The organism is Clostridium sp. ZBS2 (genome assembly GCF_023845855.1).
Classification (GTDB): domain Bacteria; phylum Bacillota; class Clostridia; order Clostridiales; family Clostridiaceae; genus Clostridium; species Clostridium aquiflavi.
On sequence record NZ_JAMQIF010000045.1, the window covers coordinates 3,462 to 23,465 of the forward strand.

Sequence of the window (20,004 nt, forward strand, 5' to 3'; positions counted from 1 at the left end):
TGAGATGTATTTAAATTTTACTGTATACGCTACAGTAAATTTTTCTCTTGTGATTAACATTAACATGAGATGTATTTAAATTACAATTTTCCATTATAACTTTATTAACTGAATCTGATTAACATTAACATGAGATGTATTTAAATGAATTAAGCTTTGAAAGTGGAAATAAAAGTGCAGGGATTAACATTAACATGAGATGTATTTAAATCTGCCCATGTATTCCTTACCTACTGGAACTACAATGATTAACATTAACATGAGATGTATTTAAATTAGCTTGTCCTATAGGCTCATTAACTATATTTATTTGATTAACATTAACATGAGATGTATTTAAATATCACAATTATTATGAAAAAGAGGATATGACTAATAAGATTAACATTAACATGAGATGTATTTAAATTGTATTAGAGCAGTGGGTGTATTACTATTATTACTTGATTAACATTAACATGAGATGTATTTAAATAGATGACATTTATACAAATGCAAAAGCTTTTTATGATTAACATTAACATGAGATGTATTTAAATTCAGTTTCCTTATCAGCATAACTTCCTTGTTTTAAGATTAACATTAACATGAGATGTATTTAAATACTGTATTCATTCAGTTTTCACCTACCTTTTTCGTGATTAACATTAACATGAGATGTATTTAAATTTCATATAACACCTTCCTGTTTTCTATAAAAATAAGGATTAACATTAACATGAGATGTATTTAAATATCTTCCAATAAGAACTACTTTATTCATTTTTTTCTGATTAACATTAACATGAGATGTATTTAAATAGAAGTGCTGCTCTTGATGCTGAATATGATGCTGTAGATTAACATTAACATGAGATGTATTTAAATGGCAATAGTTGGGGTTTCGATTCAGGAAACACTTGGGATTAACATTAACATGAGATGTATTTAAATGTAGCATATATTTTCCTTTGCTGCTCTCTGTAATATGATTAACATTAACATGAGATGTATTTAAATCTCTTTCTTTTATTTTTAATGCATTAAATATCTTAGATTAACATTAACATGAGATGTATTTAAATATATCAATAACTTTATTAGAAGAACTTTCATATGGGATTAACATTAACATGAGATGTATTTAAATTTTTTCATATATGAAGTTTGTAAGCTTAATAAATCGATTAACATTAACATGAGATGTATTTAAATGATGAAGATATTCCAGATGGTGTAGTACAAAGCGAAGGATTAACATTAACATGAGATGTATTTAAATAATACTGTACAATTTAATTTAGACATTATTTTCTCCGATTAACATTAACATGAGATGTATTTAAATGACACTTGATATTCTGTTTCCCCTATTCTATTTTGATTAACATTAACATGAGATGTATTTAAATTTAATTTACCTGCATTAGCTGGATCAAAGCACAAACGATTAACATTAACATGAGATGTATTTAAATCCTCAATTAACGTAGCACTTACGTTCCAAAATGCTAGATTAACATTAACATGAGATGTATTTAAATACTAAAAATGATAGATTTTGAGTTTCAGAATTAGGATTAACATTAACATGAGATGTATTTAAATCGTACAGTTAAATATGGATTCTCAACTAACTTAACGATTAACATTAACATGAGATGTATTTAAATTCATCTATACATATAACTCTAAATGGTCGTTTGCGATTAACATTAACATGAGATGTATTTAAATTTTATTAATCCCCACAATGTACCACCATGACTAAGATTAACATTAACATGAGATGTATTTAAATTTCTATATCATCTACTATTTGAACTACATTTGAGTGATTAACATTAACATGAGATGTATTTAAATTCTAAAACCATATCTGTATCGTATGGAAACTCTGTGATTAACATTAACATGAGATGTATTTAAATTAAATTGTAGTTGCATAAGTCTTTCTAGGACTATGGATTAACATTAACATGAGATGTATTTAAATTCTACTGTATACGTACCTGCTAATCTATTATAAGAGATTAACATTAACATGAGATGTATTTAAATTATTTTTCATATATACTCATTATTTCACCCTCCAAAGATTAACATTAACATGAGATGTATTTAAATGAACCAACCTTTATTGCATAAGCTCCTATGCCCCCGATTAACATTAACATGAGATGTATTTAAATAATTTTAATTTAAATCCCATTACTTAGCACCTACTTGATTAACATTAACATGAGATGTATTTAAATAATTTTATACAATAATTACTAGCAGTATCTTTCATGATTAACATTAACATGAGATGTATTTAAATTCTACACCTTCATAAGGCACAGCAGGCAAATCTCTTGATTAACATTAACATGAGATGTATTTAAATACCTATAAATCTGACTATAATTATAAACAGCTAAGATTAACATTAACATGAGATGTATTTAAATATTAAATTTACTAGGACAATTGCAGGAAATATAGGATTAACATTAACATGAGATGTATTTAAATCGCACTCACAACTTTCAAATGCTGATATTTCACTCTGATTAACATTAACATGAGATGTATTTAAATGACTTCTGCATTTGCAGTTTAATACTTGCATTAGTGATTAACATTAACATGAGATGTATTTAAATACTTCTACTGGACAAGGTAATGGTCTTGAATTTAATGATTAACATTAACATGAGATGTATTTAAATTCAGAAGCACTTCCAGGAGATTTGGTGTTTTGGGGATTAACATTAACATGAGATGTATTTAAATTCAGTTAAAATTCCTGAAAGTGGTCAAATTGAAGTGATTAACATTAACATGAGATGTATTTAAATACAACAATTCAATACACTTATAATGCTTCTCTGATAAGATTAACATTAACATGAGATGTATTTAAATAAACAAACATGATTATGAAGGAAAAACTATTTCACGATTAACATTAACATGAGATGTATTTAAATTTTTTAAATCTGTAACAAAGCCATTTCTTAAATCGATTAACATTAACATGAGATGTATTTAAATTCTTTAATACTTTTCTTACTAGCTGATAAATTTAAGATTAACATTAACATGAGATGTATTTAAATTTTGCTCAACTATAGTAACTTTGCTTAAATCTATGGATTAACATTAACATGAGATGTATTTAAATAATGTACGAAGGTATGGCACAATTTTATTTAGAGGATTAACATTAACATGAGATGTATTTAAATCTACCAAAACTAAGATACTCAAATTCTAATTTCTTTGATTAACATTAACATGAGATGTATTTAAATAACCAGGTCCTATAACTTGTTTCTCCAAATTGATTAGATTAACATTAACATGAGATGTATTTAAATTTAAAACGCCTCCCTTACTAATCCAAATAGCCAAGGGATTAACATTAACATGAGATGTATTTAAATATTTCTTGTCGAGTTACAAGTGAAAAGTCTTTACGATTAACATTAACATGAGATGTATTTAAATGTGCATTACAGGCATTACTTACAGCTTTATTTGTTCGATTAACATTAACATGAGATGTATTTAAATATGCTAAACTTAGTTCTTAGCAATGATGAAAACAAAGATTAACATTAACATGAGATGTATTTAAATAATAACGCTATGGAAGTCAAAATAAATAATGGTTTTGATTAACATTAACATGAGATGTATTTAAATGAAAAAATTGCTAAATTGGGATTTACAGGAGCAGAAGGATTAACATTAACATGAGATGTATTTAAATAATAATAATATCAATAATAATAATGATATACCAGACGATTAACATTAACATGAGATGTATTTAAATAGTCTTATATAATAATGATATCCGATTCCTGCCCAACGATTAACATTAACATGAGATGTATTTAAATGAAGAGGAAAAGTTAGATACTGATGAGAAGTTAGCGATTAACATTAACATGAGATGTATTTAAATATATAAGCATCTTTTTTATAGTTAGTCTCTATTGAGATTAACATTAACATGAGATGTATTTAAATTTTAAATCTGATATAATACCCTGTCTAAACATCAATAGATTAACATTAACATGAGATGTATTTAAATGCTTCAGCACATTCACATGAAGTCATTATAGGTTGGGATTAACATTAACATGAGATGTATTTAAATTAAGAGAAACTTATGATTTAATTCAAGTTTGTATATATGATTAACATTAACATGAGATGTATTTAAATTCCATATGATACACCTTCAAAAGTTTTTGGATTAGATTAACATTAACATGAGATGTATTTAAATATTGGTACATGGAACATTTGACTTGCTGAAGCTTCAGATTAACATTAACATGAGATGTATTTAAATATTCTATTTAAGATATAGTAACTATATATATCTAAGATTAACATTAACATGAGATGTATTTAAATTTTGCTTGTTACACAAAATTGTTCTTTCTGAACTAAGATTAACATTAACATGAGATGTATTTAAATTTTTTATGAATACTATACTTAACTCCATTAGAGTGATTAACATTAACATGAGATGTATTTAAATTAAGTTCCATTAAAGAATAATTCTGTTGCTTGTGGCGATTAACATTAACATGAGATGTATTTAAATGCCAAAGGTGACATTTTGCACTTTCCAGCCATTGCGATTAACATTAACATGAGATGTATTTAAATTATAGGAGAACCTATAGAATTAATAAACTCTTTTGTGATTAACATTAACATGAGATGTATTTAAATTTTCTTATTCCACTTTTCTTTTTCACCCACTCATAAGATTAACATTAACATGAGATGTATTTAAATGCATTTGGATTTGGAGCTTTTGAAGGACTTGTATTAGATTAACATTAACATGAGATGTATTTAAATGCAGATGTATTAAAACTAGGTCATCATGGAAGTCATGATTAACATTAACATGAGATGTATTTAAATCAAATAGTGAATATTATAACTATATTTTAGCATATAGATTAACATTAACATGAGATGTATTTAAATTGGGGACCTGGAGGGATGAGACCTGCTTTTAATGTGATTAACATTAACATGAGATATATTTAAATTTTTGTTATATATGTATGCATGAAAGTTCTGAAAGGATTAACATTAACATGAGATGTATTTAAATCCTTATCCGAAACAGTAGTTTTATTACTATCCATCGATTAACATTAACATGAGATGTATTTAAATGAAATATCACGACATTCTGGAATATAAGTAAGTTTGATTAACATTAACATGAGATGTATTTAAATAAGCAATGCGACTAAGTATTTGAATATGTATGATTCGATTAACATTAACATGAGATGTATTTAAATGCTATATCGAGAGAATAGATAATTTTGTGTAAGTATCATTTTTATTATTTAAATATCACTGGAAATTAAAATTTCCAGTGATATTTTTTTATTTGAGAAATACTAATAATGTTTTTTATTACCTTTTTTAGTATCTCAATTATTTCCATAGTAGCCTAGATAGACACACTTGTTTAAAGACTCATCTGTTGGGAGAATGATTCTAAATTTGGTAAAGTTATGTATTTGACAATTAAATCCTTCAAGCGTATTGGTAGTGTATATGTTGCTTATAATAAAAAATTATATATGATTAATAATAACATATGATGTAATAATACTACAATTATTTACAAATAAATCAATTAATAGTAAAATTGTTACAAGGAGGTATGATTATGAATGTATTTCAAATAAAATTAAAAGTTTTTCTTTTAGAAGATATAATTTTAGAAAATTTGCAATCAAATTTAAGTGCGTTTATTGATAAAGGATTATCCAAGAATGAAGAACTTTTAAAGTTTCATAAAAGTAATAAATTTAAATATTATTGTTTTGATTCGTTATATCCAATAGAAAAAGATAAAGTTTATAAAAAGAATAATGTATATACATTAACTATTAGGACAATAGATAAAAATTTAGCAAAATTTTTTAATAATGTATTGGTAAATGAATTTGATAATTATATAAAAGCACTAACTTCTGAAATAAGAATAATTCCTAAAAAGCATATTGATAAGATTTATTCTATAACTCCAGCTATTATGAAAAGTAATAATGGTTACTGGAAGAGTAAAATGACTCTAGACGATTTTGAACGTAGATTAAAAGAAAATCTTATTAAAAAATATAATTCTATATTAGATACCAAAATAAATGAAGATTTTGATTTGTATACTACAATAGAATTTAAAAATAAAAAACCAATTGCCACATCTTATAAAGAAATAAAACTTTTAGGAGATAAAATTTCTTTAAATATAGCTGAAAATGAAATGGCTCAAAATTTAGCATATATGAGTATTGGGACAGGCATACTTGAGAATAATGGAAGGGGTTTTGGATTTATAAATTATAGATGGCTTTAAGGAGGTGAATATAATTTGTTAAAAGAATGTTTAGAAGTATTTCAACATGAGTTAGAAAAAAAAGGCGATAAAATAATACTAGATACATATGTGCCAGCAGACGGAACTTATGTCATAGTAGAACCTAAAGATGACTCGTTTGGAATTAAGGAAGTAGTTAACATAAAGCAAAATAAGAAAACTAAAGAAATAGATAGAAGTAATAAATACTTTGATGATATTTGTGTGTGGGATTACAATAGCAAAATAATTAATACTAATAAGCCAATGGCAAGCAAAAAATATGTTACAAAAAAAATAATACTAAGCAATAATTATATGTCTTTTATATCAAAAAAAGAAAACATTAAAAATGGAAAATTAACAATAGATATTATTGATAATTATTATGACACATTAACTAATCCATATTTGAAGTATGAGAAAGAAAAAAATAAAGAAATTTATAAAAAAGTAGAAGAGGAAATAGGAAGTGTCGATAAAGATAAAATTCAGAAAATAAGATGTTGGATAAAAAATAATCTTTATAAAATAGATATTGATTATGATCAAAAGGACTATATAAAAATATTTTTTAAATATGATATTGAGGAATATATAAGAGAAGGAAAAAGATACTTAATTCCTAATATTTATAATAAAAACGAATTGAATATAGAAGTAAATAAAGTTTTGTATGGATTATCAGATAATAATATGGGCTTTAATACAAAAAAAACTTATTTAGAAAATAAAAGCAGAAAACTTATTCAACCTTATTTAATAGATAAAAATGAGGCTATATTACAGAAAAAATTTTTTGATTATTTATATAATTTAGTTTCATTAGGAAAATGCAATATTTTTATAGATAATGTTAATATGAAAATTTTATCTTTTGAAAATGGTAAATCACCAAAAGGTAAGTTTAGTGGAATATTTTTGAGAATATTAAAAGGGAAAAATGAAGCTGAAATACATGATTATGACATTATAACTAAATATAAATACAACCTAATTAAAAAGTTTGAATTTAAGAATATTTTAAATATAGATTTAGCTTCAAAAAATGTATCAATTCAAAAATATGGAGTGTGTACAACAATAAAAGATATTGAAAGTATATTAAGTGAAGTATTTTTCAAAAATATTTTAATTAAAAACTATTTCACAGATCCAGGAGATTTAAAAATAAATGATGGATGTTTGAAAAGCAATTTATTATTAGCTAGAGAATCATTATTTAATTGGATCTATAAAGGAATAGATAATGGAGTTTTCAAAATTTTAAATAGGATTTCTTTAAGTTTAGTAAAGGGGTCTATTGTAAACGGATATATTATTAAGTCATCTCATCAGTTTAATTTGAGATGGTCACTTATTGAATATTTTGAGAAAGGAAATGATGATATGGCAGATATAATATTTAATTTAAAGGAAACTTTAAGAAATAAGATAAATTCACCTACAACAGATAAATTTGAAAATGATGATGAATATTATTTTGCAGTGGGACAATTGGTAAGCTATTTATTAGCTAAAAATAAAGGGAATAAAAAAATGCATTCTTTAGCGAATCCATTTATTAATGCTAAAAATAATGAATTGATAAAAGAGAAACTTAGAAATTTTTATAAGAAATATAATTATGATATTAATATGAATGGAAGAAGATTTAAAAATTTATATGCAATGATTTTAGGATACAAACCTGAAAGTAGTGTGAATCAAGATATGATTATTGCAGGATATTTAAATAGCAGTTTAATTTATGAAAGTAATAATAAGGAGGAGATATAAATGAATAAGAGAGTTTATGGAGTAATCGGAATTTCATCTGTTATGGGGAATTGGAATGCAGATTTTACTGGATATCCAAAGACAACTTCAGGTGGAGATACATTTGGAAGTGATAAAGCTTTAAAATATCCTATGAAGAAGATGTGGGATAACAACGGGGAAAAAGTTTTATATATTAAATCTATGAGGTTTTCTGAAAAAAAAGATGAGGTTCAATTAGTTCCAAGAGCTTTAAAAGAAAGATATGAGCAAATTTTTAATGTTGAAGACTTAAAAAAATGTAAAAATACTAAAGATGTTTTGGTGAATTTATTTAGTGCTATTGATGTTAAAAATTTTGGAGCAACCTTTGCTGAGGCAGGTAATAATATATCTATAACTGGAGCTGTTCAAATCGGTCAAGGATTTAATAAATATGAAGATACAAATCCAGAAGAACAACAAATACTTTCTCCTTTTAGAGATGGTTCAAAAGATAGCAGTGATTCTGATGAAGCTAAAAACTCAACTCTTGGAACTAAAATTGTAAGTAATGAAGCTCATTATTTTTATCCATTTACAATAAATCCACTTGCATATAATGAATTTGTAGAACTTGGTGTAACTGATGGATATACTGAAGAAGATTATGAAAAATTTAAGAAAGCTTCTCTAGTAAGTGCAACATCATTTGCAACTAATTCAAAGGTTGGATGCGAAAATGAATTTGCTTTATTTGTAGAAACTGAAGGAGATTTGTATCTTCCTAATTTATCAGAGTTTGTAATTTTTAATAAAGATAAAGGTAAGAACATTATAAAATTAGAGTGTTCAGATTTGATTAATTCTGTTTCTGATAAAGTTAAAAATATTGAAATTTATTATAATCCATATACAACTATCCTTGAATCTGAAATAAAAGGAGCTAAAGTTTATAATATATTTACACAAGAAGAGGTGTAAAATATGAAGGTTTTAAAGTTTAAATTGAGTGGAAAAACAGCATTTTTTAAGAAACCAGATGTAAATACTTATCTCTATTTTACTTATGGAAATATTCATAAAGTAGCTTTATTAGGGTTATTTGGCTCCGTGCTTGGATATGGTGGATATAATCAAATGAAGCTTACGGAAGAATTAAGCGAAAAAAAGAAAAAAGATGAAGTTAAAATTAAATTTCCAGAGTTTTATGAAAAACTAAAAGATCTAAAGGTATCTATAGCACCTAGTAATGAAAAGGGATTTATACCTAAGAAAGTGCAGTGCTTTAATAATTCTGTTGGATATGCATCAAAAGAACAAGGAGGCAATTTAATAGTTAAGGAACAATGGCTTGAAAATCCTTCTTGGGATATATATGTTTTAATTGAAAATGAAGAAAGTCAAAAAATTGCAGATAATTTAATTAATCATAAAGCTGTATATTCACCATACCTAGGTAAAAATGATCATTATGCTGACATATCTAATGTAGAATTGCTGGATACAGAGTCTATATTAGATGGAAGTAATGTTAATAAAATTAATTGTCTTTTTACTAAAGAATCTTTCAAAGTAGTTTTGGATGAAGAAGATGAGTATGAAGATGATATTTATGAAGAAACTTTTAAGTATGAAGAGAAATTGCCTATTAGCTTAAATGAAGATACTAATATGTATGAGTTAAAAAGCTTTTTATATACAAATATCAAAGTATGCAGTGATAGCAAATGTAGTGTATATAAGATTAAAAATAATAATATTGTATTTTATTAATTAAATAAGACTAGTAGAAATTTATTAATATTAATAGAACAAATCTATTAGGATGTGAACTTCAGGAGGGGGAACCCTCCTTTAAATTTAGGAGGATTTAGTTTGTATTTTGATGAAATTAATGTAATTGATACAAAAGAATTAATAAGTAGTAAATATGATTTCTATGCTCATTTAAAAGAAGGAACAAATAAGAATGAATTTGAAAAATATAAAAAAGAGTGTATTGAAAAAGAAACATTAAAAGAACATACAGATCTATGTAAAGAGTATTTTAATAAAATAATTAAATCAAAAGGATTAGATAAAATATTTTTAAATTTTGAAAATATATATTTTAAAGATTTAAGTAATGATGGAAGAAAAGTTTTTAGAGAGCTTTTAATAAACACAATTGCATTTCATGATATTGGCAAGATAAATCCATACTTTCAAATCAAAAATATGGATAATCCTTTAAAAGAAGATGTAGAAAGCTTTAGTCAAATTGGTACAAGGCATTCAATAATATCAGCTGTATTATATATAGATTATTATCTTAATAAAGTATTAAGTTTAGAATTAGCAGAAAAAAAGCAAGTGAGAACAATATTGTTTTTAAATGCGTACATTATATCTAAGCATCATGGAAATTTAGATGATTTTTTAGGATTTTTAGATATGTTTTATGAGGGTGGAGATGGAGCCAAAGTAATCAATATATTTGAAAATAATTATAGAAAGATCTATACAAAAGAATTTGTTTTGTCAGAGAATAAAATAAAAAAGCAATGTGACAATACAAAGAAATATATTAAAAGAACAAGTGAAGAGAATACAATTGTTTTATATACATATAGCAAATTATTATATTCGTTGCTTGTAGCTTGTGACTTTTATTCTACTAGTGAATTTATGAGTGGCACTAAGATAAAGACTTTTGGTGAATTAGAAGAAATAGATGAATTTTACCATGTATATAAAGATACAGAAGTATATAAGAGTATAAGAAAATATGAATCTAATGATTATACAAATGAAAATAAAGATTTGAAAAATGAAAAAGATATTAATATATTAAGAAATGAGATGTTTTTAGATGCAGAAAGAGAATTATCTAAAAATAAGGATGAGAACATATTCTTCTTAGAAGCACCAACAGGTAGTGGTAAAAGCAATGTATCTATGAATTTAAGTTTTAAACTAATAGAAGATAATACGGAGCTTAAAAAGATATTTTATGTATATCCTTTTAATACATTGGTGGAACAAAACTTAGAAACTTTAAATAAAATTTTTGGGAAAGATAAAGAAATACTAAATAAGATAGCTATTATAAATTCTATATTTCCTATAAAGATGGATAAAAAAGATAAAGGATTAGAAGAGGAAGAAGCAGATTATAAGTATTATGCTAAAGCATTATTAAATAGACAATTTTTAAATTATCCAATGATTTTAACAACTCATGTAAGTTTATTTAATACAATGTTTGGTTTTTCAAAAGAGTGTGAATTTGGATTTCATCAATTAGCTAATTCAATAATAGTTTTAGATGAAATTCAAAGTTATAAGAATATTATTTGGAGTGAAATAATATCATTCTTAAATAATTTTGCTAAAGTCTTGAATATGAAAGTAATAATAATGTCAGCAACTTTGCCAAATCTTAATGCTCTAATTAATGATGAATATAATTTTATAGATACTAAGTTACAAGAATCGAAAGAAGGTAAAAATAATTTTGATAGTGCAAATTTAATTAAGAATAGAGAAAAATATTTTTCTAATTCACTATTTAAAGATAGAGTAAAAGTAAGCTATGAGCTTATGGATTTAGATGATACATTAGATACACTTTATGAACATGTAAAAGAAAATAGTAAAAGAAAAAAGAAGATACTTATTGAGTTTATAAAAAAGCAAAGCGCATATGATTTCTATAATAATATTAAGGAAAATATAGAGAATGATGAACTAAATCCAATTATAGAGCTTATGACAGGTGATGATAATGCTATAGAGAGAAAAAGAATTTTAGATTTAATAAGTAGTGAAGAAACTAAGAAAAGAGGAATAATATTAATTTCTACTCAAGTTATTGAAGCAGGTGTAGATATTGATATGGATATAGGATATAAGGATGTTTCTAAGTTAGATAGTGACGAACAATTTATGGGGAGAATCAATAGATCATGCAAAAGCAAGGGAGAAGTATACTTTTTTAATTTAGATAAGACGGATTTAATATATAAAAATGATGTTAGAGTTAATAGTGATTTAAGTTTATTAAATGATGAAATGAGAAAAGTTTTAGTGAATAAAGATTTTAATAAGTATTATGAACCTGTACTTAATATGATAAAGGTTAAATACAATGATTCTTTTAATGAAAGTAATTTGAAAAATTTCTTTAAAGAAGTAGTTGGGAAGCTTAATTTTGTAGATGTTGAAAGAAGAATGAAACTTATAGAAGAGAATAATTGGAACATGTCTATTTATTTAGGTAGAACTATAAAAAAGAATGAAAATAATAAAATCATAGAAATTGATGGAAGAGAAGTTTGGAAAGAATATAAAAGTCTTTTAAATAACAATTCTATGGATTATTCAGAAAAGCAAGTTAAGTTATCTGTAGCCAAAAGTAAAATGAATTACTTTATTTATGAGATTAAAAAGAATGTTGACTTGCCTTATACTGATAAAATTGGAGAACTTTATTATATAGAAAATGGAGAACAATATTTTCAAGGTGAAAAACTTAATAAAGAGAAATTTGTAAATGAAATAGGGTTGTTTTTAGATATTTAATGAAAGGAGATATTATAGTTTGAGAGTAAATGGTACTTTAATTAATTATTATTTTCACTGTAAAAGGCAGTGTTATCTACACGGAAATAGACTTAATTTAGAAGACAATAGTGAAATTGTTAAGATCGGAAAAGCAATTCATGAAGAAAAGGCAGCAAAGTCTAATAACACTGAAATAACAATTGATAATATCAAATTAGATAAGCTTACATCTGAATATTTAACAGAAGTTAAAAAATCAGATGCAGATATGGAAGCTGGCAAGTGGCAGCTATTGTATTATTTAAAAGTGCTAAAGAGTAAGGGCATAATAAGAAAAGGAAAATTAGAATGTGTAGAAAAAAATAAATCTGATAAAAAAATTGTCTATATTGATTTAAATGAAGAGTTAGAAAAACAACTTGATAAATATGTAGTGGAAATTAAAAAATTAATTTCAGAAAATGAAATACCTAAAGTATTAAATAAACCAACCTGCAAGAAATGTGCATATTATGAGTATTGCTATATTTAATAAAATTTTAGTACTTAAAATATGCGAAATGTAAAAAAATATAAGTTAGGATGTATGGAGGATTTATATGGGAAGTACAAGATATATATCATCTATGGGAGAATTGACTAGAAAAGATAACTCATTATGTTTTAGAAGAGATGGAAAAAATGTATATATTCCAATTGAAAATACCAAAGAAATTTACTGCCTAAATGAGGTAAGTATAAACACAAAATTATTAGATTTCTTATCAAAGAATAATGTGGTGGTTCATTTCTTTAATTACTTTGAAGGCTATAGTGGAACATTTTATCCTAAAGATCAATACAATAGTGGAAGATTATTAGTAAAACAAGTTGAAAAAAATAATACATCTAGATTAATTATTGCAAAAGCCATAGTAAAAGGTATAGGACTTAATATAAGTGAAGTTTTATATCATTACTATAAACATAATAAAAAAGAAGTAAAGAATACTATAGATTGGATTAAAGATGAGTTTTTTAATAGAGTAGAAAATTCACAAAATATAAAAGAGCTTATGGCTGCTGAAGGGGAAGTATGGCAAAGATTTTATAGTGAATTTAAAAATTTTTTACCAGAGGACTTTATTATTAATAAGAGAGTAAAAAGACCACCTGATAATCCAATAAATGCACTTATTTCTTTTGGAAATTCGCTTTTATATACAAAAACAATTTCGGCAATTTATAGAACACATTTAGATCAAAGAATAAGTTACTTGCATGAACCCTCAGAGGGGAGGTTTTCCTTGAGTTTAGATATAAGCGAAGTTTTTAAGCCCGTAATAGTATATAAGACAATATTTGATTTAGTTAATAATAAAAAATTGCAAGTAAGTAAGCATTTTGATAAGAAAGTAAATTACTGTTTATTAAATGAAGAAGGTAAAAAGATATTTATTGCGGCATTTGAAGATAGGCTAGAAACTGTCTTTAATCATCCTAAATTAAAAAGAAGAGTCAGTTATAGAACTGCGATGAAGCTTGATTGTTATAAACTTATAAAATATATAATGGAAGAAAAAGAGTTTATACCATTTAGATTGAAAGAAGGATTTTGATTTTTATAGAGTAGTTATGAATTAGGCTTTTTAACAGTAATAAGAGAACGCAAAATGTATTTATTTTATATGGAGGATTTTTAATGAGTAAAATTAGTAATTATAATTATGCTTTTGTTTTTTATGATGTAAATGAAAAACGTGTAAATAAAGTATTTAAAGTATGTAAAAAATACCTATCACATTTTCAAAAATCTGTATTTAGAGGAGAAATGTCTCCATCTAAATTAATAAGGTTCAAAAAAGATATAAACTCAGTAATAGATAAAAGTGAAGATTTTATTTGTATAATAAAATTAATGAATGACAATGTTTTTGGAGAAGAAATACTAGGGGAAACTTCAAATGCAACAGGCGAAGATTTAATAATATAAGATAGAAAAAGCATTAAAAAATACTATATTTTTACCAGGTGATTATTCAAAAAGACTCGCATCCCGTGAAACTGGCTTTGCTAGGAAATGGTATAAAATCTATAAAAAGAAAATAAGAATTTTATAAATTTGTTATTAAAATATTACTGGAAATTTTGTTTTGCAGTAATATTTTTTTGTTTTTAGTAGAGTTTTAAAAAAATTTAATCACTCAGGGATAAAAATTGTATTGAAAAATCTTTTTTACAACAATATAATGATATTAAACAAAAAATAACAATTAATTAAGAAACTAGCTATTAAAACACCGAAAATGTAGAAAGGAAGGGAGACAACTGAAGGAATTATTGAACTTAAATGATATTTTAGACATAGAAGTATTTCAAAAAATACAAGATGATATAGCTGAAGCTACAGAAATGTCAATAATTACTGTGGATTACAAAGGTAAGCCAGCTACAAAACATAGTAAATGTAGTGACTTTTGTAAATTTATGAGATCTAGCAAATCTTATTTTGAATTATGTGAGAGATGTGATTCAAGAGGGGGACTAGAGGCCCTTAGAATTGAAAAACCATACATATATAAATGTCATAAAGGATTAGTTGATTTTGCTACACCTATAATAATAAATGGTCAACATTTGGGTTCGGTTATGGCAGGGCAAGTTCTGATAGATGATGAAGATATAGATTTAGAGGAAATAGTGGCAATAAAAAATGATTTTAATGACTTAAGTAAAACTGATAGGGAAGAAGTTTTAAACCTTTACAAAGAATTGCCAAGAGTTAGTTTTAGTAAAATACAATCAGTTGCTCAAATGATGTTTCATATAAGTAATTATATTGTTGAAGAGGCTGTGCTAAAAATGGCACAAAAAGAGCTAAATGAAAAAAATATGAAATTTATAGAAGCAAAAAAAGCTAAAGTAGAGCTTGAAAAAGAATTTAAGTCTTGTCAATTAAAAGCATTGCAATCTCAAATAAATCCTCATTTTTTATTTAATGTTTTAAATAGTATTTCATCACTTGCAATAATAGAAGAGGCTCCAAAAACTCAAGAAGTTATTTATGATTTATCTAAAATGCTAAGATATACATTAAAAAAAGCTAACAAGATAGTTACTCTGGAAGAAGAGTTAGACTATATAACAGCATATTTAAATCTTCAAAAAGTTAGATTTGTAGATAGGCTAAATTATGATATTAATATAAAATCAGAGTTTAAAAATATTAAAATACCATTTATGGTTGTTCAGGTATTTGTTGAAAATTCAGTGGTTCATGGATTAGAAACTAAGGAAAGTGGAGGTTGTATAAAAATTTATACAGAAGAAAATAATGCTCATTTGAATATATACATAGAAGACAATGGAACGGGTATATCAAGACAAAAACTTAATGAAATAAGAGAACAATTAAGTTTTAAATTTGATAATAACATAGATAAAATAGGTATAAATAATGCAAATAAGAGAATGGGCTATTGCTATGGTGAAGATTATGAGATACATATAGATAGTAAGATAAGAAATGGTACAGTAATAAAGATTACTATACCAAAAGAAGTATGATTAGGAGTTTTATAATGCTTAAAATAATGATAGTAGATGATGAAGCACTAGAAAGACAAGCGTTAAAAATGGTTATTGGTAATACAGAATACGCAAATGTTATAGCAGAAGCTAGTAATGGAAGGGAAGCTATTGAGTTTAATAAAAAATTTAATCCAGATGTAATAATAATGGATGTAAAGATGCCTGGAATAGATGGAATAAAGGCTTCTCAAATAATAAAAGAAGAATACCCTAATAAAATTATAATAATGGTTACTGCTTATGATGATTTTGAACTTATGCGTAAAGCATTGGTTTTAGGGGTCAATGATTATATATTGAAGCCATTTAAACCTGATGAAATTTCAGCAATAATGAAAGAGCTATTCGTTAATTTAAAAATTAACGAAGATTGCGAAGAAGAAATAAATAAAGATACAATAATTTTTTCGGAAAGTGAATCTATTATTAATCCATCTATAGAATATATAGAAAAAAGTTTAAATGAAAATATAACTTTAGAAAAAATGGCTAATTTATGTAATTTAAGTACTTGTTATTTTAGTAAACTCTTCAAAAGAGAAATGGGAGTAAATTTCACGGTTTACGTTAATGAAAAGAAAGTTGGAAAAGCAAAGGAAATGCTCGAAAATACAAATACGCCAATTTTAAATATATCATTAGATTTGGGATTTGAAGATTGCGGATATTTTATTAGAGTTTTTAAAAAATATGAAGGAATTACTCCTAAAAAATATAGAGAAATTATTAAAACAAAATAGATTGTTAAAAAATATAATGAATATTATTAAGTTTTTACTATATTCATAAAAAAATAGTCCTATAACTTTAAGGTTTAGGACTATTTTTTTATAGTTAAAGGTTTCAAAAAAGAAAGTGAGCAAAAAAATGACATTTTAAAACTAAAAAGTTAACAATAAAATGCAAGAAAAAAGCAAAAAAATGCAATGAGTTTTGTCAGAAAATTTAGTACAATCAAATCATGATAAAAAAATAACAAAGCAAACATAACTTAAAGTCAAAATATAAAATGTTATGTTCAGGGGAGGAAATGCAAGTGAAATCAAAAAGATTCCAGGTTTTAGCTAAGCGTCCTGTAAATCAAGATGGTCTTATTGGAGAATGGCCAGAAGAAGGGTTAGTAGCAATGAATAGCGCTAACGATCCAAAATCTTCAATAAAAATTGAAAATGGAACAGTAGTAGAGCTAGATAACAAAAAAAGAGAAGACTTTGATATGATAGATAGATTTATAGCTGACTATGCAATCAATTTAGAAAATGCAGAAAAAGCTATGAGTTTAGATTCAGTAGAAATAGCAAGAAAACTTGTAGATATAAATGTTAGTAGAGATGAGATAGTTGACATAACAACATCTATAACTCCAGCTAAGGTAGTAGAAGTTGTGTCACACATGAATGTTGTTGAAATGATGATGGCTCTTCAAAAAATGAGAGCAAGAAAAACACCTTCAAATCAATGTCACGTTACAAACTTAAAAGATAACCCAGTTCAAATTGCAGCAGATGCAGCAGAAGCAGGGATAAGAGGATTTTCAGAACAAGAAACTACAGTTGGTATAGTTAGATATGCTCCATTTAATGCATTAGCTATATTAATAGGTTCACAAGTAGGTCGTGGAGGAGTTTTAACTCAATGTTCAGTTGAAGAAGCTACAGAACTTGACCTTGGTATGAGAGGACTTACAAGTTATGCAGAAACAGTTTCAGTATATGGAACTGAAGCAGTATTTACAGATGGAGATGATACTCCATGGTCAAAGGCATTCTTAGCATCAGCTTATGCTTCAAGAGGTCTTAAAATGAGATATACATCAGGTACAGGTTCAGAAGCATTAATGGGATATTCAGAAGGAAAATCAATGCTTTACCTAGAGTCAAGATGTATATATATAACTAAGGGTGCTGGAGTTCAAGGACTTCAAAATGGTGCAGTTAGTTGTATAGGTATGACAGGAGCAGTTCCATCAGGAATAAGAGCAGTACTTGCTGAAAACTTAATAGCAGCAATGCTTGATATAGAAGTTGCGTCAGCAAATGACCAAACTTTCTCACATTCAGATATAAGAAGAACAGCAAGAACATTAATGCAAATGCTACCAGGAACAGACTTCATATTCTCAGGATATAGTGCAGTTCCAAACTATGATAACATGTTTGCAGGTTCAAACTTTGATGCTGAAGACTTTGATGATTACAACGTTCTTCAAAGAGACTTAATGGTAGATGGTGGATTAAGACCAGTATCAGAAGAAGAAACAATTGCAATTAGAAATAAAGCAGCAAAAGCAATACAAGCAGTATTTAGAGAATTAGGCTTCCCTGCTATAACCGATGAAGAAGTTGAAGCAGCAACTTATGCTCATGGAAGTAAAGATATGCCTGAAAGAAATATAGTTGAAGACTTAAAGGCAGCAGAAGAAATGCTTAAGAAGAGAGTAAGTGGATTAGATATAGTTAAAGCATTAAGCACTGGTGGATTTGATGATGTTGCAGGTAACATATTAAACATGCTTAAGCAAAGAGTAACTGGAGACTATTTACAAACATCAGCTATATTAGATAATGATTTTGATGTTATAAGTGCAGTTAATGATAAAAATGACTATATGGGACCAGGAACTGGTTATAGAATTAGTCCAGAGAGATGGGAAGAAATAAAGAACATCCCTAACGTAATAAAACCAGAAGATATAGAGTAAGGGTAGAGGTGAGCAATATGGAAAATACAACAAATCAATATGTTATACCAAAGCTTCAGCTTACTGAAGTAGGAGAAGCAAAAGTTGGAACTAAGGTAGATGAAGTTGTTATAGGATTAGCACCAGCTTTCCTTAAGTTTCAAAGCAAGACATTAGTTAATGTATCACACAATGATATATTAACAGAAATTATAGCTGGAATAGAAGAAGAAGGACTAAAGGCTCGTGTTGTTAGAGTAATAAGAACATCTGACGTTTCATTTATATCAAATGATGCAGCAAAACTAAGTGGATCAGGAATAGGTATAGGAATACAATCAAAAGGAACAACAGTTATCCATCAAAAAGATTTACTTCCTTTAAATAACTTAGAATTATTCCCACAAGCACCACTATTAACACTAGAAACTTATAGATTAATAGGAAAGAATGCAGCAAAATATGCTAAGGGAGAATCACCAACACCAGTTCCTACAAAGAATGATCAAATGGTTAGACCTAAGTTTATGGCAATAGCTGCCCTATTTCACATAAAAGAAACTAAACATGTAGAAATTGGAGCAAAACCAATAGAAATTGAAGTTAAATTTTAATTTGAAGGGAGAATAACTTTTATGGAACAAAGAAAAATGAATCCACAAGATTATCCTTTGGCTACAAAAAGACCTGAAAGCATAAAGACACCAACAGGAAAAAATCTACAAGATATAACTCTAGAGAATGTATTAAAAGGAGATATTAAAGCAGAAGACGTTAGAATATCACCAGAAACTTTAGAAATGCAAGCTCAAATTGCTGAAGGTATGAAGAGAGATGCTATAGCTAGAAACTTTAGAAGAGCAGCAGAACTTATAAAAGTTCCAGATGATAGAATTCTTGAAATATATAATGCATTAAGACCAAATCGTTCAACAAAAGAAGAACTTTTTGCAATAGCTGAAGAACTTGAAACAGTTTATGGAGCAAAAGTTAATGCTGATTTCGTAAGAGAAGCTATTGAAGTTTATGAGGCAAGACAAAAGTTAAGACAAGAATAATTGGCTTTGAATTAAGGAGGAAATTT

General features: G+C 26.1%; 13 protein-coding genes, 1 pseudogene and 1 CRISPR repeat array. Of the genes and pseudogenes, 13 read left to right on the forward strand and 1 reads right to left on the reverse strand.

Annotation, left to right across the window (positions count from 1 at the left end; genetic code table 11):
* Window positions 1-51 precede the first annotated feature (51 nt).
* A CRISPR array of direct repeats spans window positions 52-5,315; the repeat unit is 30 nt; unit sequence GATTAACATTAACATGAGATGTATTTAAAT.
* Window positions 5,316-5,380: 65 nt separating this feature from the next.
* Window positions 5,381-5,579, reverse strand: a pseudogene (locus tag NG918_RS17225) (hypothetical protein); the annotation flags it as partial.
* A gap of 113 nt (window positions 5,580-5,692) precedes the next feature.
* Here NG918_RS17225 and cas6 point away from each other — a divergent pair.
* The 13 genes from cas6 (at window position 5,693) to NG918_RS16410 (ending at window position 19,978) form a co-directional block, all read left to right on the forward strand.
* A complete protein-coding gene (gene cas6, locus NG918_RS16350) occupies window positions 5,693-6,385 on the forward strand; it encodes a CRISPR-associated endoribonuclease Cas6 (RefSeq protein WP_252212182.1) in 693 nt (230 codons plus the stop codon).
* 15 nt (window positions 6,386-6,400) lie between these two features.
* The gene (locus NG918_RS16355; protein WP_252212183.1) at window positions 6,401-8,164 is read left to right on the forward strand and encodes a type I-B CRISPR-associated protein Cas8b/Csh1; all 1,764 of its coding nucleotides are present in this window, start codon (window positions 6,401-6,403) and stop codon (window positions 8,162-8,164) included.
* A complete protein-coding gene (locus NG918_RS16360) occupies window positions 8,165-9,106 on the forward strand; it encodes a type I CRISPR-associated protein Cas7 (protein WP_252227116.1) in 942 nt (313 codons plus the stop codon).
* Between the two features lie 3 nt (window positions 9,107-9,109).
* Window positions 9,110-9,898 (forward strand): type I-B CRISPR-associated protein Cas5b, encoded by a 789-nt coding sequence (cas5b, locus tag NG918_RS16365; RefSeq protein ID WP_252212185.1) that lies wholly within the window; start codon window positions 9,110-9,112, stop codon window positions 9,896-9,898.
* Between the two features lie 102 nt (window positions 9,899-10,000).
* Window positions 10,001-12,688, forward strand: a complete 2,688-nt coding sequence (gene cas3, locus NG918_RS16370) for a CRISPR-associated helicase Cas3' (RefSeq protein WP_252212186.1) — start codon at window positions 10,001-10,003, stop codon at window positions 12,686-12,688.
* Between the two features lie 19 nt (window positions 12,689-12,707).
* Window positions 12,708-13,202, forward strand: coding sequence for a CRISPR-associated protein Cas4 (locus NG918_RS16375; protein WP_252227118.1), 495 nt, complete (start codon window positions 12,708-12,710; stop codon window positions 13,200-13,202).
* Between the two features lie 67 nt (window positions 13,203-13,269).
* Window positions 13,270-14,268 (forward strand): type I-B CRISPR-associated endonuclease Cas1b, encoded by a 999-nt coding sequence (gene cas1b, locus NG918_RS16380; protein WP_252212188.1) that lies wholly within the window; start codon window positions 13,270-13,272, stop codon window positions 14,266-14,268.
* An 83-nt stretch (window positions 14,269-14,351) separates the two neighbouring features.
* Window positions 14,352-14,642, forward strand: coding sequence for a CRISPR-associated endonuclease Cas2 (gene cas2, locus NG918_RS16385; protein WP_252212189.1), 291 nt, complete (start codon window positions 14,352-14,354; stop codon window positions 14,640-14,642).
* Between the two features lie 335 nt (window positions 14,643-14,977).
* The gene (locus NG918_RS16390; protein WP_252212423.1) at window positions 14,978-16,216 is read left to right on the forward strand and encodes a sensor histidine kinase; all 1,239 of its coding nucleotides are present in this window, start codon (window positions 14,978-14,980) and stop codon (window positions 16,214-16,216) included.
* 14 nt (window positions 16,217-16,230) lie between these two features.
* Window positions 16,231-16,980 carry a response regulator transcription factor gene (locus NG918_RS16395; protein ID WP_252212190.1) on the forward strand — a complete coding sequence of 250 codons (750 nt, stop codon included), beginning with the start codon at window positions 16,231-16,233 and terminating at the stop codon, window positions 16,978-16,980.
* A gap of 296 nt (window positions 16,981-17,276) precedes the next feature.
* Complete coding sequence (locus tag NG918_RS16400) at window positions 17,277-18,941, forward strand: propanediol/glycerol family dehydratase large subunit (RefSeq protein WP_252212191.1); 1,665 nt, start codon at window positions 17,277-17,279, stop codon at window positions 18,939-18,941.
* Between the two features lie 17 nt (window positions 18,942-18,958).
* Window positions 18,959-19,534, forward strand: coding sequence for a propanediol/glycerol family dehydratase medium subunit (locus tag NG918_RS16405; RefSeq protein WP_252212192.1), 576 nt, complete (start codon window positions 18,959-18,961; stop codon window positions 19,532-19,534).
* A gap of 21 nt (window positions 19,535-19,555) precedes the next feature.
* Window positions 19,556-19,978, forward strand: a complete 423-nt coding sequence (locus tag NG918_RS16410; protein ID WP_252212193.1) for a diol dehydratase small subunit — start codon at window positions 19,556-19,558, stop codon at window positions 19,976-19,978.
* Window positions 19,979-20,004 lie beyond the last annotated feature (26 nt).